This window comes from Paraburkholderia sp. CNPSo 3272 (assembly GCF_024206495.1).
In the GTDB taxonomy this organism is placed as follows: Bacteria; Pseudomonadota; Gammaproteobacteria; order Burkholderiales; family Burkholderiaceae; genus Paraburkholderia.
On sequence record NZ_JAMBPQ010000051.1, the window covers coordinates 17,706 to 38,989 of the forward strand.

Sequence of the window (21,284 nt, forward strand, 5' to 3'; positions counted from 1 at the left end):
GCGTCCGCTGGCGGTCAGGCTTGCTATTTCAAACCGACTTTATACGGGTTCGCGATGTTGCAACGATCGTTCGTCTATTCTCCGCTGCCCGCACGCGTGGTGTTCGGCACCGGCAGCCTCGGCAAACTCGTCGACGAGTTCCTCGAGTTGCGCGTGAGCCGCGCGCTCGTCGTCTGCACGCCGGAACAGTCCCATCTTGCCGACGAGGTGGCCGGCCGCCTTGGCGGCCAATGCGTCGGCGTCTTCCCGAAGGCCGTCATGCACGTGCCCATCGAGGTCGCACGCGAGGCGCGCGATTGTGCGAGGCACGTCGGCGCGGACTGCATCGTCGCAATCGGCGGCGGTTCAACGATCGGCCTCGGCAAGGCGATCGCCCTCGAGTCGGACATGCCGATCCTCGCAATCCCGACGACCTACGCCGGGTCCGAGATGACGCCGATCTACGGCATCACCGAGGGCCGCGAGAAAAAGACCGGGCGCGATGTACGCGTGCTACCGCGCACGGTAATCTACGATCCGGCGCTGACGAAGTCGCTGCCCGCTAACATGAGTGCGACGAGCGGCATCAACGCGATCGCGCACTGCGTCGAGGCGCTCTACGCGGACAACGCGAACCCGATTACGTCGATGATGGCCGAAGATGGCATCCGGAGTCTCGCTAATGCGCTACCGGTGATCGTGCAGCACGCCGAGGATCTCGACGCGCGGACCGAGTGCCTGTACGGCGCGTGGCTGGCTGGTTCGGTCCTCGCGGCAACGTCGGTCGCCTTGCACCACAAGCTTTGTCACACGCTCGGGGGCATGCTTGACCTCCCGCACGCTGCGACTCATACGGTCGTGCTGCCTCATGCGGTGGCGTATAACGCCTCGGCCGCTCCCGTGGCGATGGTGCGCATTGCGCGCGCGCTCGGTGCCGACGATGCCGCCCAAGGCTTGTTCGATCTCGCACGGCAGCTCGACGCGCCAACGTCGCTCGCGGCGTTAGGTGTGTCGTCGGCGGATCTCGATCGGGTCGCTGACGCTGCATTGCAATCCGCCTATCCCAATCCGCGTCCACTGGAGCGCGCTGCCATTCGTCATCTGCTGGAGGACGCCTGGCACGGTCGGCGTCCGCGGCCCATGGCGGGGATGATCTAGCGCAGGACCGCAACCTGGATGCGGGAAGTGTGCGAGATACCCACCCGCACGGTCGAGATTCTCAATGTCTCATTAAATAGGATTCCTTTATGGATACCCAGCAAAAGACGGGCAGCCTCACCCTGCGGATGACGATTGGCGACTTCCTGCTTCGCCGTCTCGAGGAAGCCGGCATTCGGCACTTGTTTGGCGTTCCCGGCGACTACAACCTCACGCTATTGCAGCAGCTCCACGATAGCGGCGCGCTGGAATGGATCGGCACGACGGGTGAGCTGACGTCTTCCTATGCTGCGGATGGCTATGCCCGGCTCAATGGGCTCGGCGCTCTGCTCGTCACGAATGGGGTTGGCGCCCTGAGCGCGCTCAACGGCGTGGCCGGTGCCTACGCGGAGCACGTTCCCGTAATCTGCATCTGCGGGTCGATACCGCTAAGGTCCATCGATCGCGGCCTCGGCATGCACCACACCATGGCCGACGGGAACTTCGACCACTTCCTCCGCGCGTTTGCGCCGGTGACCGCGGCGCAGACCAGGATCACCCCGCGCAACGCGGCCATCGAGATCGACCGCCTGATCCTCACCGCCTGGCGCGAGAGGCTCCCCGTGTACATGGAGTTGCCGTCCGATATCGCTTACCTCGAGATCGAAGTGCCTGTAGCTGCGCTCGCTTTCGCCGATGAGCCCAGCGATCCAGAACGGCTGCGCTCGTGCATCGCCGCGCTCGCGCAACGGCTGTCCGCCGCTACGACGCCCGCGATCCTCGTGGACGCGGATGCGAGCCGATTTGGCGTCGTTCCCGAACTCGTGGAACTGGCCCGCAAGATAATGGCTCCCGTGGCCGTGATCAACGCAGCCAAGGGCGTATTCGACGAAACCTTCACACATTACGTTGGCATCTACAACGGCAAGGGCAGCGAACCGGGGGTTCGTGAGACGATCGAGAGCAGCGGCTGTCTGCTCGCCATTGGCTACCGCCCGATCGGAGTGACCACCGGCGACTTCACGGCAACGCTCCCTATCGGCACGATCCACGCTCGCGGCTATGCCGTGGACGTCGGTGAGGAAAACTATCAGGCGGTCACGCTCAAGGAAGTGCTACGGGGCGTCATTGATGCGGTCCCACAGGTCAGCAACAGCGCTGCGCGCCCAGCGCGCGCCGTTGCCGCTGCCGTGCCGGACACGGCCATCGACGTTTCCGCCACGTTGACCCAGGCTGCCTACTGGCAGGCCGTAGAGGCCTGGTTGCGGCCCGGCGACGTCCTGTACGTCGACAATGGCACGTCGTTTTCCCTGCTCGGGCTGAAGCTCCCTCCGAACTGCTCCTTCATCGGCTCGATCAACTGGGGGTCGATCGGTTATTCGGTTGGCGCCCTGCTCGGTGCGCTGACTGCGGCGCCACATCGTCGCCACGTGCTGCTCATCGGCGACGGCTCCTTCCAGGTCACGGCGCAGGAGCTATCGACCATTCTGCGGCACGGTCACAAGCCGGCGATCCTGCTGATCAACAACGGCGGCTACACCATTGAGCGCGGCTACCTCGGCAAGACCGAACCCTACAACGACATCGCCAACTGGGCTTATGCCGATCTGCCAAAAGTGCTCCATCCAGGCGACACGGCACGGTCGTTCGTGGTCAAGACCTGTGGGGATCTGCGAAACGCCTTGAGCGCGCCGAACGACAAACTGCTCTTCGTCGAATCGATCATGGACCCCTGTGACGCTCCGGCCGCCATCACCCGAAGCAGCAACCTGGGAGCCGAGCTCGACTACGGGCCTCGCGGCCCGCAACACCGCGCCAACTTGCAACTACGTCCCGACTGACTGGCAACGAAGGCAACACCGTGATGACGGGACTCAACAAGATGTCTGGTTTCGACCGGTTTGACCACGGCGTCTATCTTTTGCGTCGGAATCGAGCGCTTATCGCGTGCTGCGCAGGTCCTCGCACCAACACCACCGACGGTGTGCCGCTAGCAGGCTTCCGAAGCCCTGATCCGGTAGCCATACCGATCATGGAATGACTGCTAGCAACCCAGCTCACTTGCCAGTTCTTCGAGGCCGTCCACCATCAAATCGAAGTGACCAGGCTTCGGTATCGCCTCGACCACGCGACCGGCGCCATATTCCAGCGGACGCGAGACATAACATGTCCGCAGCCCGCACTTCGCCGCCGCATCCAGATCGGACGGATGCGAGGCCACCAGCATGACTTCATCAGGCTGACAGCCGAGGAACGCGGATGCACCCAGATAGGTCTCGGGATCCGGCTTGTAATGACGAAACACGTCCGCCCCAAATATTGCATCCCACGGGAGTCCTGCCGTTTTCGCCATCCGCACGAGCAGCGCAACGTGCCCGTTGGATAGCGGCGCAATGACATATCGCGTACGCAGTCTCTGCAACCCCGCCACAGAATCGGGCCACGGCGGCAACTCATGCCACATTCGGACCATTTCATCGGCCGCGGCATCATCCAGCCCGATGATGCCGAGCTCGAGTGCCAGCTTTTGCAGCGACTCCAGCTGCAATACATCCAGCACGGCCCACTCCCGCTCGCCAGTTCGTACGCGCTGCAGCGACGGTGGATAGGCCATTCGCCATGCATCCACGAGCCGAGGCCAGTCTGCGGCGATCCCACGCGCTTTCCCCCATTCATCGAGGCTGGAAATCAATCCTCCCCGCCAATCCACGACGGTCCCAAAGGTATCGAACAGCAGCGCCCGGACAGTCATCATGATCGATGTTCCTCGCTTGTGTCAGTCCAGCAGGTCCGGTTGTTCCTTGACGATGCGGGCATAGAGGAGCTGGAACTGGAACCAGCCCGCCTGCGCGGTGCCAACGATCGAATACGCCTGACGCGCAGCGGCGTCGGAAATCGTCCTCAGCGGTGCGCCGGTGCGTGCCGCCGCGGCCTCCGCCAGCAGTTGTACCTGGCAGGAGCGCTCCATGGTGATGAACCACCACGCGGCCTCGTCCACGGTATTGCCAACCGTCAGCAAGCGGTGGCTCTGCAGGATGGCCGCCTTGTGCGGACCCAGTGCATCCGCTATACGCTGGCCTTCGTCCAGTTCAACAGCCACGCCGCCGAAGTCTTCGTAGACGGCGTGGTCCTTGTAGAACGCGCAGACGTCCTGCGTGATCGGGTCTAGCAAGCGGCCCAGCGTCGACCATGCCCTGCCGTAGGTACTGTGTGAATGCGCGGCGGCCACTGCGTCAGACCGGGTCTGGTGCACGCGAGAGTGAATAGCGAAGGCGGCCGCGTTGACCGGATAGTCGCCCTCCACGACATTGCCGTGGTGGTCGCAGCGAATCAGGTTGGAGACTTGCACCTGACTGAAGTGCACGCCGAACGGATTGACCCAGAACGTATCAGTGAACTCCGGATCGCGCGCCGTGATGTGACCTGCCGCGCCTTCGTCGAAACCGAACTTCGAGAATAGCCGGAAGGCTGCCGCGAGGCGCTGCTTGCGATGAAGGCGTTCCTGCGCCGGCGTATCAAAATGCGGAGGGCGAGGGAGATTCCGATATCGGGCTTCGAGTCTTTCGGGGAGGCACGCGACGATTCCATTGTCGGGTGCGGCCTGCGTTTGCGGGGCGTTCATGATGGTGTCTCGTGGAGGGATAGTTGAGTGATTTGACGGGTATCGCGCCCGCCCGTCACCGTGAATCGACCGCCCAGTCTCGTGAACAGGTTGGACGTACGCGTGATGTCACGGATCAGTTCGCTTTAGGTCCAGCACTCGGCCTCCCGATATCCGGCTGCGGTCAGAAAAAATGAGAGCGCGGGCGCCGACGGATCGATTGCTGCGCCGCGGCGGATCATCTCGTAGGTGTTGGCCGGGAGGTCAACCGGCAACCCTTGCGCTTCCAGCGCCAGCACGTCGTGGCGGTTCGCAGTGCGTTTCATGCTGATTCGTCCACAACGTGGTTGTATTCGCGGGCGCTACCGGCTGACCCGCTGACCTGTGCGACTGCCGGCGGCGGGTTTCTCGGGCCTCGCTCGCCGTAATCGAAGTCGGCCAGTCGACCGGCGAACTGTTTCAAAAGCGCAGGTGCGTCCATCGCCGGCAGCACCAGTTCGATGAAGACGAGCCGGTCGGCCGTTTCCGCCTGCGTGAGCGCAGCCTCCAGTTCGCCAACCGTTTGCACAACGAACGACAGCGTGTTGTCGCGCCGGTTGAACACACGTGGTAACTCCGCATAACGCCAGTCGTCGACATCGTTGTAGGCGGATCGTGCACCCAGAATCAGCCGCTCGATCGTGTAGCCGCCATTGTTCAGCAGGAAGATTACGGGCTTCTGGTCACGACGCAGGATCGAAGAAAGCTCCTGCACGGTGAACTGGAACGATCCGTCGCCGATGAAGAGCAGATGCCGCCGCGACGGTGCGGCCGTGAGCGAGCCGAACAGCGCAGGCAGCGCGTAACCCACGGCGCCCCAGGTCGGCGCCGCGATGTAGCTTGCGGCGGCCGGCAGGCTCAGCGAGACGAGCGCTGCATGCGCCGTGCCGGCCTCGCCGATGATCACGTCACCGGGTCTCAGGAAACCACGCACGCGCGGCCATAACGTTGCGTGCGTCAGCGCTTCGTCGGCTTGCGACGGGTCCCGCTCCACGTTGCTCGCGACAACCGGGGAATCGATTGCCGCCGGGCGGGCGACTGGCTTCGCGCCTTCCACGATCCTGGCGAGCAGGTCTCGCAGCATGACGCCCGGCATTTGCACCGCGCCGATGCTCAGATCGTGCCGGCGCAAATCAATGAAGGTATCGCGGCCGATGCGCTGCGAGAACAACCCCGTGCTCGAATCGGTAAAGCGCAGGCCGACGCCGATCACACAATCGGCATTCTCGATGGCGTCGCGCACCGGGCCTGCGCTCGCCGCGCCGGCATAGATGCCGAGATAGCGCGGCGACGTTTCGTTGAGCGCGCCCTTTGCCGGCATGAGCGAGGCACAGGGAATGCCGCATTTTTCCGAAAGCTTCTGCACCAGATCAGTCACGCCGAAACGGTCGGCATCCGCATCGACGACGAGCACCGGAGCTTGGGCTGCATTCAGCGCGTCGACAATGCGCTGAACCGCAACGCGCAGTTGCTCCGGATCGCTGGACGGGTCCGTCATCACGAGCGGGACGTCCGGAACCTCGACGAAGATATGCGTGACATCCGATGGCAATTGCAGATGAACTGGCCGCCGTTCGAGCCAGCACGCGCGCAGCACACGGTCGATTTCGAATGCGGCGTTTGCGGGTGTGATGCGCGCCTGAGCAACGGTGAACTCGGCCATGCAGCGGCCGACGTTGTCGTAGTCGCCGTCAACTAGCGTGTGGTGGACCAGCGCCCCGCTATGAATGGCATGCAGGGGCGGCGCGCCGGTGATATGCACGACTGGCACGTTCTCCGCATAGGCGCCCGCGATACCGCCGATCGCAGCGAGATCGCCCACTCCGAAGGTCGTGACGAACGCGGCGAGGCCCAAAGTACGGGAGTAGCCGTCGGCCGCATAGGCGGCATTCAGCTCGTTGCAGTTGCCGACGAATTCAATGCCGTCGGCATCCTGAATCTGTTCGAGGAACGACAGATTGAAGTCGCCGGGCACGCCAAAGAGGTGGCGTACACCTGCCTCCGAGAGCCGTCGGGCAAGAAAGGCGCCAATTTGCATGCGCATGTTACAAATCTCCACGGTGAAACGGCTGGCAGCGGGCTGCGGCTACGAGGGGACATCAAGGCTGGACGAGCCGGGCATGGTCCGAGTCGAGTGACATGCCGGGGCCTGCGTCGTTGCGCATATTGGCGAGCCGGGCGCCTTCCTGGCGCGTAATTTCATACAGCTTCTCGGGATGGTCCCGCATGATCTGCAGTGCGGCGCCCTCCATTCCGTCTGCCACCACCACCTCCCTTCTTTGCTCTGCGATGCCCTCGAGGATGCTGCCGGCAGCAATGTTCACGTCGATTCCACGCTCGATGTTCGGGTCTGAGCGCCCGCGCCGCTCGCCGTTGCCCTCGACGGCGTTGATGGCAATCGGCGTTTTTACGGAGCCCGGCAGGATCACGGTGACCGCGATGCCGTGTGCGGATTCGATTTCGGCCCGCAGTGCAGAAAAGTATCCGACCACCGCATGCTTGGCGCCGCAATAGCCTGTCCTGAGCGGCACGCCGATCTTGCCCGCCACGGAGCTGACCGCCGCGATGTGACCGAAACCTCGCTCGATCATGCGGGGAAGTACGAGCTGGGTGAGCGCGACGGGCGCCAGGTAGTCGACTTCCATCAGCGCGCGGTACACCGGCAACTGCGTATCGACGGCGAGACTGCGCTGGCTGATGCCTGCATTGTTGACGAGTATGTCGATTGCCCCATGCCAGTTCCATGCTTCGTCGACGACGTCCGGCAGTGCATCCCAGTTCGTGGCCTCGAATGGGAGGACGAGCGCCCTTTGCGGTGCGTTTGCCGCGACGCGTCCGAGCGCAACCGTTTGTCTTCCCGACAAGATGACGTAGGCGCCGCGATCCAGCAATTGGCGGGACAATGCTTCACCAATGCCCGACGACGCGCCCGTTACCCATACGACCTTGCCTTCAAACGCCATTACATGCTCCTCGTATTTTTCTTCGCGTGTTTCCGGTGCCTAGTTCAGGTAGCTATCGTCGACGCGAGCCAGTTTCCGCAGCAACGCGGACCAGACAAACTGGCCACCCAGTCCTTTGGTCTGGGTTCGTGCCGACTCCTGAGCGCTACTGACGATTGCGGAGTCGATGAACTGCAGCTCGTCGCCGGTCTGCGCCGCGAGCTGTATCTGGCAGGTTTGCTCGAAGAGATACATGGCTAGAAACGCATCCGCAATTGTGGCCCCGACCGTCAGCAGCCCGTGATTGCGCAGCATCAGGAATGTGGAATTGCCGAGGTCCGCCTGGAGTCGCGGTTTTTCCTCGTCGTGTAGTGCAACGCCTTCGTATGCGTGATATCCCAGAGACCCGAGCACGAATGTCGATTGCTGCGATATGGGCAAGATGCCACGCTTTTGCGCACTCACCGCAACGCCTGCGCGCGTATGCGTGTGGATCGCGCATTGCACGTCGCTGCGCGCTGCGTGAATCGCGCTGTGAATGACGAAGCCCGCGCGATTGACGTCGAATTGCGAGTCACGCACCTTGTGGCCCTCGCCATCCACGAGCACGAGCGACGAGGCTGTGACCTCGTCGAACAGCAGGCCATAGGGGTTGATCAGAAAATGATGCTGCGGTCCCGGCAGCCGCGCACTGATGTGCGTGAACACGAGATCGGTCCAACCGTATTGGGCAATCAACCGGTAGCAGGCGGCAAGATCGCAACGCAGCGCCCATTCTTCCGCACTGACGACGTCTTTGAGGGAGGGAATATTCATGGTCGTAGCAATCCTTGAGGGTGAGGGCGATTATGTTGCTGCGTCGGCGTAGATGCTCGTGCGCGGACGCGCCATCAAACGTCGGAGCATGGGTTCGAATTCGCCGATCGGCAGCGTTTGCGCGTGCGGATCGAAGGCCGGCGCGTCGTACAGTTCGCAGAACTCGACGGTCCGCTCGTAGTGCGGGTGTTCCCGCAAACGCTCACGCATGTCCCGATCCATGCCGAGATGATGGAAGAAGTAGTGACCCTGGAAGATTCCATGGTTCTGAACCATCCACAGGTTGGCTTCGCTTACGAACGGCTTCAGGATGGCCGCTGCAATGTCCGGATGATTGAACGCGCCGAGCGTGTCGCCAATATCGTGAAGCAGCGCCACCACGACGTACTCCTCATCGCGCCCGTCGCGCAGCGCGCGCGTGGCAGTCTGCAGGCTATGGGTGTAACGGTCGACGGGAAAGCCGCCGTAGTCACCCTCAAGCAGCTTCAGATGCGCGATCACGCGATCTGGCAACGCGCGCGCAAAGCCGGGAAATTCGGAGCTGATGTGCTCCCAGTCTTCCCGGGTACTCTCCTTCATGTCCTTGAACGTGGCTCTCGCAGTCACTGTCCTGTCTCCATTCGCGTTGGACTTGTCGGGCCGCCTAACCAGGCGGCTCGATCACATGCTACGATCGCGGATGTTCGCCGGTCTGTAAGATCTCAGGCATTTCAAGGCTTTTCAGCCAGCTTTCGATGCGTCCCACTATGGAATTCAGCGCTTCCCTCGTTGAGAAGTTGTCCCGCAACGGGTGGTTTGCCTCGCTGCCCCTCGCGGAACAACAGAACCTGGTCGTCAACAGCACGCTGATCCGGATCGACATGTGCGAGCCGCTGTTTCGGCGCGGCGACGCGCCAGACGGCTTTTACGGCGTCGTCGACGGGCGTCTGAAAGCATCGAATGTGCGCAGCGACGGCAAGGAAGCGATTCTCGCGATCCTGGAAGCGGGCAACTGGTTCGCGCAAATGTCCGCCGTTACCGGCTGGCCATATGCTCACGACATTCTTGCGCTCGAACCCGCGCAAGTTCTGAGGTTTCCGCTTGAAGCGTTTAACGCGTCGATGGAACGCGCCGTGTTCGCAAAGGCAATCGCCACGCTGGTCTGCCAACACACGAGCCTTCTCTATCAGATGATCGAGGACGCGACGCTGCATTCCACCCGCACGAGGATAGCGCGTCGTCTCATGCGCCTCGCGCGTGGCGACGCTACGCTGGCGCCGGAAAACCGGGCGGACATCCCCGTCTCGCAGGACACGCTGGCGATGATGCTTGGCATCTCACGTCAAACGCTCGCGCTCGAACTCAAGGAGATGGCCGCGCAGGGGGCGATTGCGCTGCGCTACGCGCATGTGGAAATCGTCTCCATGGATATCCTCAGGTCATTTGACGACTAGCTCGCGACAACCCCGGCCGCAACGGCGCCGCGGTGCGCCCGGCGCGCAGGAGGCCCATCAGAAGCGATGCGTGGCACCCACGGCAACGAGCGTCTGGGACGCCCCAAAATCTGCCGCGCCGGTGGAAGTGACGACCCGGATGCCAGGCCAGCTCGTCGCGGCGCTGCCATTGTTCTTCATGTAGCCCGCCCGCAGATACAGGCTGGTCCGTTTTGACAGAAAGTGGTCGTAACCGATCTGGACGCCGGGCGTGTTGTCGTGCGCGCCGCGCACGTTGCGCTCGAAGCCCTCGATCTCGACGACGTCCACCGAAGTTGCCTGGATCGTTGCGCCGACACCGGCAATGCTCACGGAATGTGCCGCCCCGACGAGCGCCGCTGCAGAGCCCCCTTGCGGGTCCTTCGGACGCGCGTACGTATACACGAGCTGAATATTCGCGATGCCGATCCGGTAGGCGAGGGCGCCGGTGTAGTGTTCGCTTGCGACCAGATTCATCGAAGTGAACGGGCCCACCGTGATCGTTTCCGTTCCCGGGCGCTGGGCCTGATAGGCAAAGCCCGCGTAGAGCCCGTATCCGGTGTAGGTTGCCGCCACGTCGAGCACGTTCCCCGTCGTGGCCGGCACGGGTTGCGTGACTGTCGTGCTGAACGCGTACATCGCGTAGAGCCGCACACCGCCCATATTCGGCGACTGGTACTGCATGGCATTGCTGGTGCGCCCGGTGATGGACTGGGTCGCGAGCGTGTTGCGGTCCACGGCCAGCACGGCGGCGGAAAGCGGCGACAGGACCTCGTTCAGCGCAAACGGATCGGCGTTATAGGCCACGAGGAAAGTGGGCTGGTACTGCCGTCCAAACGCGAGCGATCCGTATTTCTCGTCGAACAGTCCGACCCAGGCCTGACGATAGAACAGCTTCGTCGTGTCGGCGAACAGGGTTCCGTTGTTGAGGTTGTAGCCCGTTTCAATGTCAAACCTCGCCTCGGTTCCTGCGCCGAGATCCTCTTTCCCCCGTAGCCCGAAAAGCGAACCCGTCGCTCCTCCGCTTCTTTGCGAATACGAAGCCGCGCCGCCGTTATTCAGGTATTGCACGAATGTATCGAGCACGCCGTACATCGTCACGCTCGACTGCGCCGCCGCGCTTCCGACCGTGAGCAGTAACGTCGCGCCGCATAGTGCCTTTGCCGTCAATTGCATGTGTCTCCCTTGGGTTGTTTGCCACGCCTTGGCAGCGCGGCGAGTTTTTCTCTTTGCGAATCTGACTTCTGGCGGCCTACCTATCACTGCGGGACATGGCTTGGCGAGGGCAGAACCGAGAGCGCGCGCTGCCGCCACGTGAGAACGCTCGCGCAGACGAGCAGGACCGCGACGAGATACAAGCCGATAGCCGTGCTCCCGGTCAGCGTTTTGATCAGACCCATCGCAGACGGGCACAGTGCGCCCGCGAGCCCCGATACGGTCGTGATGGTGGCGATCCCGACTGGCGCGGCTTCTTTCGGCAGCATGCTCGTAGCCAGCGCCCAGAAAAGCGGAAATGCTGCAATGAGTCCCGCCATCCCGGTCGTCACGAGCGCCATCGACATCCAGAAGCTGCATGAGGTGCAGTTCGTGGCGGCAAGTCCGAGCGCCGCCACGCCAAAACAGACGGCAAGGTTCTTCCGGTGTCCGCCGCGCGCATCTGAGCGGCCCGCTAGCCAAAACATGGCAAGCATCCCGAACGAATAGGGAATGACAGAATAGAAACCTATTACCTGAATACTCGAAGCCTTCCACCTTTGAATCATCGCGGGCAGCCAGAAGCTCATCGTGTAGGTGCCGTAGCAGAGCGCGAAATACAGGTAGGCAAGGATCAGGAGCGAGGGAAGTCGCCAAGCTGCCTGTAGCGCGCCATGCACAGGCGTATGAAATGGCTGGCGTGCTTGCCCGACTTGTGAGGCAATCAGCTCGCGCTCCTCTTTACCCAGCCACTTCGCCTGTTCAGGGCGATCACTCAGATGTACATAGGCGAGGATCCCCAGCAGGCAGCAAGGCAAACCCTGCAGTACATACATCCACTGCCATCCGCTAAGGCCGCCAAGTCCATCGAGATGCTGGATAATCGCTCCCGACAGCGGACCGGCCAGGATTCCGGCCACGACGCCGGCGGACATGAGCATCGCGACGATCCTGGCGCGTCGCTCAGGCGGATACCAGAATGTCAGGTAAAGCATGACGCCCGGAAAGAACCCCGCTTCGAACACACCAAGCAGAAAGCGCACCACATAGAATTCAAACGGAGTCCTGATGAACATGGTCGAAGCCGATGTCATCCCCCAAAGAAACATGATTCTCAAGAGCGTCTTACGGGCGCCGATTCTCTGCATCGCGAGATTGCTCGGAATCTCGAAGAGGAGATAGCCGACGTAAAACATGCTCGCGCCGATGCCATACGCCGCGTCGGTGAAGCCCAACTGCGGCTTCATTTGCAGTTGTGCGTAGCCGATGTTGATGCGGTCGATATAGTTGAATACGAAGGAGAGGAACAGCAGCGGCATTAGCCGCAGCGTGATTCGCCGCCAGGTCGCATCCGTATCAGCATTCCAGAGCGCTGCCGTGCAGACATCATGCGTTACAGCGCTATTGCAGAACGCGCGCAGGGCGCCCGCATCAGCTTCCGAAGGTCTTGTCATTGCGTCGTCTCCGCGTGCCATTGTTCGGAACGCGCTTGTGCGCGATCCGTGAGGCGCTCGACGGAGTCATCGCCGCGCCGTTCCTGATCGACGTGGCGATGGTAAACAAACAGAGACTTTGCAAAAGTTAAGTTCGTTGCAATCCTGGGGATAACTCGGGGTAGAAACGAAACGCGGCGACGGCAGCGCGTTCAGGCCGTCAAAGCTGGTATGCGCGAATGGAAGAGCGCAACGTCCCGGCCTGGCGCGAAGTTCGCCGGTCGTCTGCAACCTGTCGCATACAAACGTGGCATTTGCTCGGTGACGCGGGCCAGAGCTCGTGCAATCCGAGCGTGCAGAGCACTATGTTCTGCTCACCCGGTCAAGTCCTGATTAACACGTGGAATTGGGATCGGGATGAGGGTGACTGTCAGCGATCGAATCGGGTTACCATGCTTGTTTAACCTAAATATAAAGGGCAACTTTTCGCTTGTTGCATCCTTTAGCTTTCTCGGAAAACCCCAAAGGGGAAGCGAGGTTGGCGGGGGGCTGAATCTCAATTTCGACGCCGATGTTGCAGTATCTGCACTCGCAGCAAGCATGTCCCGAACCGGAAGCCGTTTCGAATACTTATCTTGTCGATACGATTTGATGGGAAAACGTCTCTTTAGGATATCGGTTGCGTAAGCATATTTCTGAAAACTGCGGCTCAAAGTAATCGATACGGGCGGCGTATCCCTTCTTGCGCCATAATGGCGCCTGTCCAGACGAACCATCTAGCAGGCGGAGAAGTGGAATTAAGAGACATCAAGATTTTTATTCGCGTGGCGGAAGATGGTGATTTCTCCGCAGCGTCAAGGAATCTCGCAATAACGCCATCCGCGGTAAGCAAAGCAATCACGCGACTGGAACGCTCTTTGAATGTGCAGTTGCTGAGCCGCAATTCACGCGCGTCCAAGCTGACCGCTGAGGGGGCAATCTTTCTCGGTGCCGCCCGCAACGTTGTTGAAGCCGCGCGTGAAGCCGAGTCCATTGTTTCCGCGGAGCCTTCAGGAACGCTACGCATTCGCTCCATACCGACTTTCGCAGTCTGTCAACTCGCGCCCTACGTACCGGACTTTCAGCGGCGGTTTCCAAAACTGCGCCTGGAGTTTTTATTGACCAATGAGAGACTCGCAACCCTGGACGACGGCGCTGATATCGCTTTCGCACTGGGGACCCTCGAGTCATCTGCTCTTGTTGCCCGTCAGATGGGTTCCACACGCTGGATTGTATGCGCGGCACCGGCCTATCTCGCCGCACATGGCCTTCCCCGCACTGCGGGGGAACTTGCCGAACACCAATGCCTGAACCTCTCCGGTCCGGCGCAGTGGCGGGAGTGGCCTGTTGCAAAGGGCATTGAAGCAACCTGTGGGTCTGCGTCCAATCAGGGCGAAATGGTTCTGGCCCTTGCGCGCGCCGGCGCGGGAATTGCCCGCTTGGCGGAATTTCATGTTAGCCACGACCTTGAACTGGGCCGATTGGTTTCTCTGCCTGAGGCACTGCAAGATCCTATGGAAACGCCCGTCTGGGCCGTCTACGAGAAACGGACACATCTGAGCCCCCGGATCAAGGTATTCTTGGACTACTTTGAATCGATTCTCCGCCCCTCTCCCTGGCAGCAACCCTCTCCCCAGTAGCCGAAGTTTGCAACCTCCATGCGCCGCCTTCCATGCTGGTTGGCGTAGTGGCATTCGACCTCCACGCAGCCTTTGCCTGCCAGGCACAGAAGCTATTCCTGGACATCCCTAGATGCGGGATGAGCGACCAATTACTGTTCATGCATTCGTAGCCAGAGCTTATTAGCTTTGGCAACTTTACTTTTCGAATCCATGAAGCAAATCCTCGCAAATTCCGGAACTCCCCCAGCAGACACGATGGCAGTGGGTCGATACATTTTCGCTGGCCTATGCGCAAGCCTCGTCAGCATTGGGCTCGCCAGGTTCGCCTATACGCCATTGATCCCCTTTCTTATCGAGGCGCACTGGTTTGGCGCAAGCGACGTCTTGTTTCTCGGTGCTGCCAATCTGGCCGGATACCTGATCGGCGCCGTCATGGGGCCCACCCTGACGCGATGGATCTCGCGCGTCAGTCTGCTGCGACTGATGATGCTGGCCGTGTCTGCCTCCTTCCTCGCATGCGCCTTTCCTGTCTCCGTACATTGGTTCTTCGCGTGGCGCCTGGTTTCTGGCGTTGCAGGTGGAACCATAATGGTCTTGCTCGCCGGGACAATACTTCCCCATGTTCCACCGTCTCGCAAAGGGCGCGCTAGTGGTGCTATCTTTGTGGGATTGGGGATAGGCGTGGTGGCCTCCGGCACTATCGTGCCCCTATTTCTTGCGTGGGGGCTACGAGAAGCGTGGATTGGGCTTGCCATGGTTGCACTGCTGCTAACTTGCGCCAGCTGGTTCGCCTGGCCGGCACATGGCGTAAGCGAGCCGGCAGGTCTTCCGTCGTCGGTTGGGCGAGTATCGCCGGCAAAGTCGTCGGTGAAGCTACTGTACGTACAGTACGCGCTGATGGCGATAGCACTCGTCCCGGCGATGATTTTTCTGGTTGATTTCGTAGCACGTGGTCTGATGGCAGGAGCGCAAATTGGCGCCGCTTTCTGGATTCTCTATGGTGTCGGCGCTCTAATTGGGCCGCCCGCCTATGGATTCCTCGCCGACCGTCTCGATGGACAGCGAGCCGCCGCGGGAGTCTTGACTCTTCAGTTGTTTGCTGTGCTGGGCCTCGCGACGTTCCACAACCTGGTGGCGCTGGGCGCGGTGACCCTCGTCGTTGGCAGCTTCCCGACAGGAATCGTGCCACTGACGCTGACGCGTATCCACGAAATCATTCCCCAACATGGACCGAGCCAGAATAGTGCCTGGAGTCTCGCAACTACCGCCTTTGCCGCGTGCCAAGCCATTGCCGCATATGCATTCTCCGCAATCTTCAGCATCAGTGGTGGCAACCATCGGCTACTGTTCCTGCTTTCTTCTGCCCCGCTCGTTATCGCGATTCTTATCGCGGCGGGACCGCGAATTCTGGGCAAGGGCGTCTATTCAACGACCACTACCCTTTAAGAGCACCGCGCACGCGTCGCGTCGCCGCCCGAAATGGCGGAAACGGATCGCAGTCCTATCTTTTTACGGTGATTTTACCGACAGTAGAAACTCTCAGCTTGTGTCCGCCTGCATCGATATTGCTGAGGGCTTACGTTTGGCGTGAGGTCTTGAGGAAAAGGTTCACAAGGAATGTACAAAAGATACGTGGCGGAAAGTCGTCGAAGGCATTTGATCTACGCGCGGCAACGCAGCAAGCCGAATCGACGTTCGATGGAGCATGGCAGCATGCTTACCCTTCACGATGCAGTCAGCCAGGCGTCTGGCAGTCGAGTCTCAAGGCGTCGTTTGAGGCAGCGTCGCGCTCTGCTCAAGAGACGATCGTGGTCTGAGCTGGATTTCCTTCGTCACGGCTGCTAGCTCGCCCGAGCCGCAAGCCCTTCCGTTTCCCGCCTGGCGACTGAGTGCCGGATTCAAAGGCCCCTCAACGCTTCATGCAGCGTCGAGCGAAACTGTTGCACAGCAGGCGACATGTACGTTCTTCGTCTATAGAAAAGTCTGATCCTGCTTTCGAATAGTGCTGTTTCGTAGGGCAACGCCACGAGGTCGCGCCCCACATAGGTTTGAAGCATCTGCTCGGTCAGCATCGTGATGAGATCGCTGTTACGCAGCAACGCTGTCATCAGCGAAATCGATGCGTCCGTTTCGACCACTGCCCGTGGGGGCGCCAGATCATGATCCTGGAAGTAGCGGTCAACGATCCTGCGCAGTCCGTGACCGGGCTGGGGCAGGAGCCATTTTGCCGCTTGCAGCATGCCTGGATCGGCAGGCGCGCGTGCAAGCGGATGGCCTTGTCGCGCGACGACCCGATAGCGCTGGCTACTGACCTCGTCGGACTGAAGTTCGTCGTCCGTTTCCCCATCCGGCATGAAGCAGAGCGCCAGATCCAGTTGCCCATCCTTTAGTTCATCGAACAGCAGTGCTGAAACCTGGACGGAAACCCGGAACGAGACCGCGCTTTCACGCATTGAATAGCGGGCGACAGTGGGCAGCAGCGCGGATTCCAGCAGCGCGGGCACGACACCCATTCGAATCGTACCCGCGGACGCCGACTTCGCCGCTGCCATTTCCGCATAGGTTTGTGCGACCGACGTGCCTATGTCGGCTGCCCGCTCGACCAGCACGCGTCCCGCGGCGGTCAGCTCAATGCCTCGACCCTTGCGGTCGACCAGGCGCGTGTCGAACTCGGCTTCGAGCCGCTGCAGAATCTTTGACACAGCGGATTGCGTGAGCCCTGTCTTCTGTGCGACCCGATGCAGATTGCGCGTTTGTGCGAGCAGGGAGAACACGCGTAGGTCTTCGATTCTCATTCTATGCCTGCCACCAGTTGCCCCAGCCTGACTCTAGCCGAAAAACGCCGCCCGCGGTGCCGGTATTCCTCGCGGGAATCAAACGGCGCCGCGCTTTCTGCACCGCGCGCCGAATAATGAAGGCATCTCGTTCGGATCGAATCAAGGAGGGTATCGTGTCTAACGTTTCCAGCGCCGGCACACGTGGTATCGACGCGCAAATGGCACCGGGTAACCGCCTGGCGATGGTCGCTGTCATGCTGGCCGTTGCACTGGCAACGCTCGATACCGCCATAGCGAACACGGCGCTGCCTGCTATCGCCACCGGTCTCCACTCGACGCCATCCGAGTCGGTCTGGGTCGTCAACGCCTATCAGCTCGCGATGGTCGCGACAATCCTGCCGTGCGCTGCCCTGGGCGACGCCATCGGCCACCGGCGTGTCTACATTGGCGGCCTCATGGTATTCACGGCCGCATCGCTGGCTTGTGCAACGGCACCGACGTTGCCGCTGCTCGCCACCGCGCGGTTGCTGCAAGGGCTGGGCGCAAGCGCTATCACCAGCGTCAGCATTGCGCTCGTCAGCGCGCTCTATCCCCCAGGCAAGCTCGGACGTGGCGTTGGGGTCAATGCGCTCGTCGTGGGCGTGGCTGTTGCCGTCGGGCCCACCACGGCGTCGGTGATCCTGTCTTCGGCGTCATGGCCGTGGCTCTTCATGATCAACGTGCCGTTGGGCCTCATTGCGCTGGTCTTCGCGTTGTCCGCACTGCCACAGACGGCCAAAGGCGTGCACCCATTCGATCCGGTTGCCGCCTTGTTAAATGTCGTCACCTTTGCGTCGCTGATTTTCGCACTCGGCGAAGGGGGCCAACGCGCGCCTGCTATCCGCATGCTCGGCGCGCTGGCCGTTGCAGTCCTGTTCTGCGCTTGGCAGATTCGACGCGAGGCAGGGCGTTTCGCGCCGATGTTGCCCGTGGACCTTCTCAAGCGACCGGTGTTCGCACTGTCGGCAGTGACCGCCGTTTGTGCATTCGCCGCGCAGGGCCTGGCATTCGTCTCGCTACCGTTCTATTTCGAAAACGTGCTGCATTGCAGCCAGATCGAGACGGGTTTCCTGATTACGCCGTGGCCTGTCGTCGTTGCGCTTGTAGCGCCCTTTGCCGGGCGGATGTCCGACCGCTACCCACCGGGATTGCTGGGCGCAATCGGGATGGTTTGTCTGTGCGCCGGGTTCGTGTCCCTCGTGCTCTTGCCCGCGCAGCCCTCCGTGTATGCCATCGCGGCTCGGATGGCGATCTGCGGCGTGGGATTCGGCTTCTTTCAGTCACCGAATATCAAAGCGCTGATGGCAAGTGCGCCGCAGCCGCGCAGCGGCGGAGCAAGCGGGGTGGTCGCAACCGCTCGTCTGATCGGGCAAGCCGCGGGTGCTGCCCTGGTCGCACTGTGTCTGGGTGCGCACCGCGGACACGGGCCCACGTTCGCACTGGCAGGCGGTGCCATGTTTGCGGGCATAGCTGCCATCGCGAGCGGATTGCGTTTGCGGGCAAATTCGAAGCAGACGGGGAGCTTCGGGGGCTGATTGTTTTCAACCCTCTCGCCCCTACAGGCGGTAGTCCGTTGAGGAACGCGTGTGCCAGGATGGCGGCAATCGGCTCACCGGTACGAGTAACTGATTCCCGAACCCGACGCGGGGTAATCGTCCTGTACTGCACAAACTGCCGAGTTGGTTGGGCCGAGCCGGTATTCCAAAGCGGAATATAGACGCAGCGATGTTTGATTACCGTGCCGACGACCCACTACCTAAACTGGGGTCATCAGGCAGCGATTGGTCTTCCAGGCGCCGCCGCTTTCGTAATAGTAATGATGGGGCAAGTTAATGGATCAGACAGCTCAATCTCGCTTGGTGGCGGGTAAGGCCACCCCGCGCGGACGTTTCCCCCACGTGGTTCGCGCAGGCGATTTTCTTTTTGTGTCGGGGACCAGCTCGAGGCGGCCGAACAACACGTTTGTCGGTGCCGAAGCGGACGGTTTTGGTACGGCGAATGTCGATATTCGTGAACAGACGCGCGCAGTAATCGAAAACATCCGGGATATCCTGCGTGCCGAGGGCGCAGACCTCTCAAACCTGGTCGAGGTGACGGCGTTTCTCGTCAATATGAACGACTTCGGCGGTTACAACGAAGTTTATGGCGAGTACTTCGACGAGACCGGTCCGACGCGCACGACGGTGGCCGTGCATCAGCTTCCCCATCCTCTGCTGGCTATCGAGATCAAGGCGATCGCCTATGCGCCGCGTGCGGGCGAAGGCAACGCATAGCCATCCATGGCAACGTACAAAGCCAAGAGGAGGGGACATCCATGCTGAAATATGGCAAGCCGTTCAGCTTCGCGCGCTGGATCGAGGAGCACGCGGATCTGCTGAAGCCGCCGGTCGGCAACCAGCAGATCTGGGAGGACAGCGATCTGATCGTTACAGTCGTCGGTGGTCCGAATCATCGGACCGACTTCCATGACGATCCGCTTGAGGAGTTTTTCTATCAGATTGCGGGCAACGCATACCTGAATCTGATGATCGACGGCAAGCGGGAGCGCGTCGATCTGCGCGAGGGTGACGTGTTCCTGCTGCCACCTCATGTGCGCCATTCGCCGCAAAGGGCGGAGACGGGCAGCGCCTGTCTCGTGATTGAGCGGCACCGGCCGCAGGGTCTGTTCGACGCATTCGAGTGGTACTGCCCGAACTGTGACCATCTCGTGCACCGAATCGAGGTGCAGCTGAACAGTATCGTCGACGATTTGCCACCGCTTTTTGCCGGTTTCTATCAGTCTGAAGAAAAGCGCACGTGCCCGCATTGCGGCACGCTTCATCCGGGCCGCGACGCCGCTTGACACTGCAGTCGCTTCCAGGCCTGGGCGTCGTCCCGGCTTTCTGTCTGCTTCTTCACGCGGTGGTCCCAGCCGATGCATCGATGAGTAATCGCTCGTGCGCCGGGCCGGACGACGCGGCGAGTGGACATCTTCGCACCCTACGGCCGGCTGGGCGGCCCCAACTACTGCCTCACGACTCGCGCGAGGTTGCCTCTGCCGAGCTACCTGCCCGAGGTCGGCGTGGCGCGCGAATGACGGCTGTACCCGCCGCGCGCGATGCGAAGCTGGCACGTCCCGCAGGCTCGGCGGCGCGCCACGCAGTGCGTCCGGGGAGTACCGCTGCTAAGATCGAAACTTACCGTTCCCTACGATCGGCAGTCTCAACATGCATCGGTATCCTCTCAGCCAGATCGGACTTAGCCGCAATCTGAAGCTCAGCCAGCTGCTCATCTTCGACCGGGTGCTGGAGACCGGATCGATCCTGCGCGCCGCTAACGACCTTGGCCTGACTCAGCCGGCGGTGACGAAGGTCATCCAGGAGCTGGAGTCGTCGCTGGACGGCGCCTTGTTCGCGCGCTCGAACCGCGGCGTTGTGCCGACGGATCTGGGGCGCGTCGTCGGGCGGCGCGTCAAGTCGCTTCTGGCCGAGTTTCGCCACATGACCGACGAGCTCGATCATTTCCGCTTTGGCACGGCGGGGCATGTCGTCGTCGGCACACTCATCTCGGCGTCCGCGCATCTGCTGCCGATGGCGATCACGCGTTTGAAGTCCCGCGCGCCGGACGTCCTCGTCACTGTGCGCGAAGGTCCGACCGCGCAGCTTTTTCCGGCGCTCGCCACGGGCGAACTCGACATCGTCGTCGGGCGGCTGCCCGAGGTCGACCTGCCGATCTCCGACGCGCATGCGTTGACCCATCACCCCCTGTTCGACGATTCGCTCGCTGTCGTGGTCGGCAGCGGGCACGAGCTCGCCCGCGCGCCCGTCGCCTCGCTGCGCGATCTTGCGAACGTACCGTGGATCTTGCCCACTTTAGAGTCGCCGCTGCGCCAATCGGTCGAACGGATGTTCCGGCAGGCGGGCCTCTCGCTGCCCGCCGATCTGATCGAATCATTGTCGGTGCTGACCAATCTGGGCCTTCTGTTAGAGGCGCCGCGCGTGGCCGTGATGCCCCGCGTTGCGGCCACGCAGTTCATGCGCGTCGGCTTGCTGCGGATTCTCGACATTCCCGAGAGCGGTTCGTTCGGCACCATCGGCTATTCGGTGCGCACAAACAAGGCGCTGAGCCCCGTGTGCGAAACCTTTGTGGCCTGCCTGCGCGAGGTGTCGGAGGCGTCGGCACCGGGTTGAGTATGGCTGCACGGGTATTCCAGCCGCTTATATCTGCAGTGCAATG

At 61.6% G+C, this 21,284-nt stretch carries 19 protein-coding genes; 9 read left to right on the top strand and 10 right to left on the bottom strand.

Going from position 1 to position 21,284, the window contains the following annotated elements:
• Nucleotides 1–54: 54 nt before the first annotated feature.
• Together M3I53_RS34035 and M3I53_RS34040 are read left to right on the top strand one after the other, a co-directional pair.
• The gene (locus tag M3I53_RS34035) at nt 55–1,137 is read left to right on the top strand and encodes a maleylacetate reductase (protein WP_254320177.1); all 1,083 of its coding nucleotides are present in this window, start codon (nt 55–57) and stop codon (nt 1,135–1,137) included.
• A gap of 89 nt (nt 1,138–1,226) precedes the next feature.
• Entirely contained in the window at nt 1,227–2,957 is a 1,731-nt protein-coding gene (locus M3I53_RS34040) for an alpha-keto acid decarboxylase family protein (protein ID WP_254320178.1), read from the top strand.
• A gap of 203 nt (nt 2,958–3,160) precedes the next feature.
• Here M3I53_RS34040 and M3I53_RS34045 read toward each other — a convergent pair whose 3' ends face one another.
• The 7 genes from M3I53_RS34045 to M3I53_RS34075 all read right to left on the bottom strand — a co-directional run bounded on the left by M3I53_RS34045 (nt 3,161) and on the right by M3I53_RS34075 (nt 9,120).
• Nucleotides 3,161–3,871, bottom strand: coding sequence for a haloacid dehalogenase type II (locus M3I53_RS34045; protein WP_254320179.1), 711 nt, complete (start codon nt 3,869–3,871; stop codon nt 3,161–3,163).
• A 21-nt stretch (nt 3,872–3,892) separates the two neighbouring features.
• Entirely contained in the window at nt 3,893–4,738 is an 846-nt protein-coding gene (locus M3I53_RS34050; RefSeq protein WP_254320180.1) for a class II aldolase/adducin family protein, read from the bottom strand.
• 125 nt (nt 4,739–4,863) lie between these two features.
• On the bottom strand, nt 4,864–5,043 hold the full coding sequence (locus M3I53_RS34055) for a hypothetical protein (RefSeq protein ID WP_254320201.1): 180 nt from the start codon (nt 5,041–5,043) through the stop codon (nt 4,864–4,866).
• Nucleotides 5,040–6,800 carry an alpha-keto acid decarboxylase family protein gene (locus M3I53_RS34060; protein WP_254320181.1) on the bottom strand — a complete coding sequence of 587 codons (1,761 nt, stop codon included), beginning with the start codon at nt 6,798–6,800 and terminating at the stop codon, nt 5,040–5,042. The genes M3I53_RS34055 and M3I53_RS34060 overlap by 4 nt, the downstream gene beginning before the upstream one ends.
• Before the next feature lie 55 nt (nt 6,801–6,855).
• Entirely contained in the window at nt 6,856–7,719 is an 864-nt protein-coding gene (locus tag M3I53_RS34065) for an SDR family NAD(P)-dependent oxidoreductase (protein WP_254320182.1), read from the bottom strand.
• Nucleotides 7,720–7,758: 39 nt separating this feature from the next.
• Entirely contained in the window at nt 7,759–8,514 is a 756-nt protein-coding gene (locus M3I53_RS34070; protein WP_254320183.1) for a class II aldolase/adducin family protein, read from the bottom strand.
• Between the two features lie 30 nt (nt 8,515–8,544).
• The gene (locus M3I53_RS34075; protein WP_254320184.1) at nt 8,545–9,120 is read right to left on the bottom strand and encodes an HD domain-containing protein; all 576 of its coding nucleotides are present in this window, start codon (nt 9,118–9,120) and stop codon (nt 8,545–8,547) included.
• Between the two features lie 128 nt (nt 9,121–9,248).
• On the opposite strand from M3I53_RS34075, the gene M3I53_RS34080 reads away from it, so the two are divergent.
• Nucleotides 9,249–9,947 carry a Crp/Fnr family transcriptional regulator gene (locus M3I53_RS34080; protein WP_254320185.1) on the top strand — a complete coding sequence of 233 codons (699 nt, stop codon included), beginning with the start codon at nt 9,249–9,251 and terminating at the stop codon, nt 9,945–9,947.
• A gap of 57 nt (nt 9,948–10,004) precedes the next feature.
• On the opposite strand, the gene M3I53_RS34085 is transcribed toward M3I53_RS34080, so the two are convergent.
• Nucleotides 10,005–11,141 carry a porin gene (locus tag M3I53_RS34085; RefSeq protein ID WP_254320186.1) on the bottom strand — a complete coding sequence of 379 codons (1,137 nt, stop codon included), beginning with the start codon at nt 11,139–11,141 and terminating at the stop codon, nt 10,005–10,007.
• Between the two features lie 83 nt (nt 11,142–11,224).
• The gene (locus tag M3I53_RS34090) at nt 11,225–12,613 is read right to left on the bottom strand and encodes an MFS transporter (RefSeq protein WP_254320187.1); all 1,389 of its coding nucleotides are present in this window, start codon (nt 12,611–12,613) and stop codon (nt 11,225–11,227) included.
• A gap of 770 nt (nt 12,614–13,383) precedes the next feature.
• Between M3I53_RS34090 and M3I53_RS34095 the strand changes: the two genes are divergently transcribed.
• Both M3I53_RS34095 and M3I53_RS34100 read left to right on the top strand, forming a co-directional pair.
• A complete protein-coding gene (locus tag M3I53_RS34095) occupies nt 13,384–14,271 on the top strand; it encodes a LysR family transcriptional regulator (RefSeq protein ID WP_254320188.1) in 888 nt (295 codons plus the stop codon).
• 192 nt (nt 14,272–14,463) lie between these two features.
• Nucleotides 14,464–15,699 (top strand): YbfB/YjiJ family MFS transporter, encoded by a 1,236-nt coding sequence (locus M3I53_RS34100; protein WP_254320189.1) that lies wholly within the window; start codon nt 14,464–14,466, stop codon nt 15,697–15,699.
• A 452-nt stretch (nt 15,700–16,151) separates the two neighbouring features.
• On the opposite strand, the gene M3I53_RS34105 is transcribed toward M3I53_RS34100, so the two are convergent.
• Nucleotides 16,152–17,048, bottom strand: coding sequence for a LysR family transcriptional regulator (locus M3I53_RS34105; protein ID WP_302057955.1), 897 nt, complete (start codon nt 17,046–17,048; stop codon nt 16,152–16,154).
• A gap of 200 nt (nt 17,049–17,248) precedes the next feature.
• Between M3I53_RS34105 and M3I53_RS34110 the strand changes: the two genes are divergently transcribed.
• The 4 genes from M3I53_RS34110 to M3I53_RS34125 all read left to right on the top strand — a co-directional run bounded on the left by M3I53_RS34110 (nt 17,249) and on the right by M3I53_RS34125 (nt 21,238).
• Entirely contained in the window at nt 17,249–18,604 is a 1,356-nt protein-coding gene (locus tag M3I53_RS34110; protein WP_254320200.1) for an MFS transporter, read from the top strand.
• A 297-nt stretch (nt 18,605–18,901) separates the two neighbouring features.
• A complete protein-coding gene (locus M3I53_RS34115; protein WP_254320191.1) occupies nt 18,902–19,342 on the top strand; it encodes a RidA family protein in 441 nt (146 codons plus the stop codon).
• Nucleotides 19,343–19,383: 41 nt separating this feature from the next.
• Nucleotides 19,384–19,911, top strand: coding sequence for a 3-hydroxyanthranilate 3,4-dioxygenase (locus tag M3I53_RS34120; protein WP_254320192.1), 528 nt, complete (start codon nt 19,384–19,386; stop codon nt 19,909–19,911).
• 364 nt (nt 19,912–20,275) lie between these two features.
• Nucleotides 20,276–21,238 carry a LysR family transcriptional regulator gene (locus M3I53_RS34125; RefSeq protein WP_254320193.1) on the top strand — a complete coding sequence of 321 codons (963 nt, stop codon included), beginning with the start codon at nt 20,276–20,278 and terminating at the stop codon, nt 21,236–21,238.
• The last annotated feature ends 46 nt before the right edge of the window (nt 21,239–21,284 follow it).

Coding starts and splice junctions, on each gene's coding strand:
- M3I53_RS34060 (WP_254320181.1), bottom strand. CDS start 6,800: ATGCGCATGCAAATTGGCGCCTTTCTTGCCCGACGGCTCTCGGAGGCA.
- M3I53_RS34045 (WP_254320179.1), bottom strand. CDS start 3,871: ATGATGACTGTCCGGGCGCTGCTGTTCGATACCTTTGGGACCGTCGTG.
- M3I53_RS34050 (WP_254320180.1), bottom strand. CDS start 4,738: ATGAACGCCCCGCAAACGCAGGCCGCACCCGACAATGGAATCGTCGCG.
- M3I53_RS34115 (WP_254320191.1), top strand. CDS start 18,902: ATGGATCAGACAGCTCAATCTCGCTTGGTGGCGGGTAAGGCCACCCCG.
- M3I53_RS34100 (WP_254320189.1), top strand. CDS start 14,464: ATGAAGCAAATCCTCGCAAATTCCGGAACTCCCCCAGCAGACACGATG.
- M3I53_RS34070 (WP_254320183.1), bottom strand. CDS start 8,514: ATGAATATTCCCTCCCTCAAAGACGTCGTCAGTGCGGAAGAATGGGCG.
- M3I53_RS34110 (WP_254320200.1), top strand. CDS start 17,249: ATGGCACCGGGTAACCGCCTGGCGATGGTCGCTGTCATGCTGGCCGTT.
- M3I53_RS34080 (WP_254320185.1), top strand. CDS start 9,249: ATGCGTCCCACTATGGAATTCAGCGCTTCCCTCGTTGAGAAGTTGTCC.
- M3I53_RS34040 (WP_254320178.1), top strand. CDS start 1,227: ATGGATACCCAGCAAAAGACGGGCAGCCTCACCCTGCGGATGACGATT.
- M3I53_RS34120 (WP_254320192.1), top strand. CDS start 19,384: ATGCTGAAATATGGCAAGCCGTTCAGCTTCGCGCGCTGGATCGAGGAG.
- M3I53_RS34105 (WP_302057955.1), bottom strand. CDS start 17,048: ATGAGAATCGAAGACCTACGCGTGTTCTCCCTGCTCGCACAAACGCGC.
- M3I53_RS34125 (WP_254320193.1), top strand. CDS start 20,276: ATGCATCGGTATCCTCTCAGCCAGATCGGACTTAGCCGCAATCTGAAG.
- M3I53_RS34065 (WP_254320182.1), bottom strand. CDS start 7,719: ATGGCGTTTGAAGGCAAGGTCGTATGGGTAACGGGCGCGTCGTCGGGC.
- M3I53_RS34035 (WP_254320177.1), top strand. CDS start 55: ATGTTGCAACGATCGTTCGTCTATTCTCCGCTGCCCGCACGCGTGGTG.
- M3I53_RS34055 (WP_254320201.1), bottom strand. CDS start 5,043: ATGAAACGCACTGCGAACCGCCACGACGTGCTGGCGCTGGAAGCGCAA.
- M3I53_RS34090 (WP_254320187.1), bottom strand. CDS start 12,613: ATGACAAGACCTTCGGAAGCTGATGCGGGCGCCCTGCGCGCGTTCTGC.
- M3I53_RS34085 (WP_254320186.1), bottom strand. CDS start 11,141: ATGCAATTGACGGCAAAGGCACTATGCGGCGCGACGTTACTGCTCACG.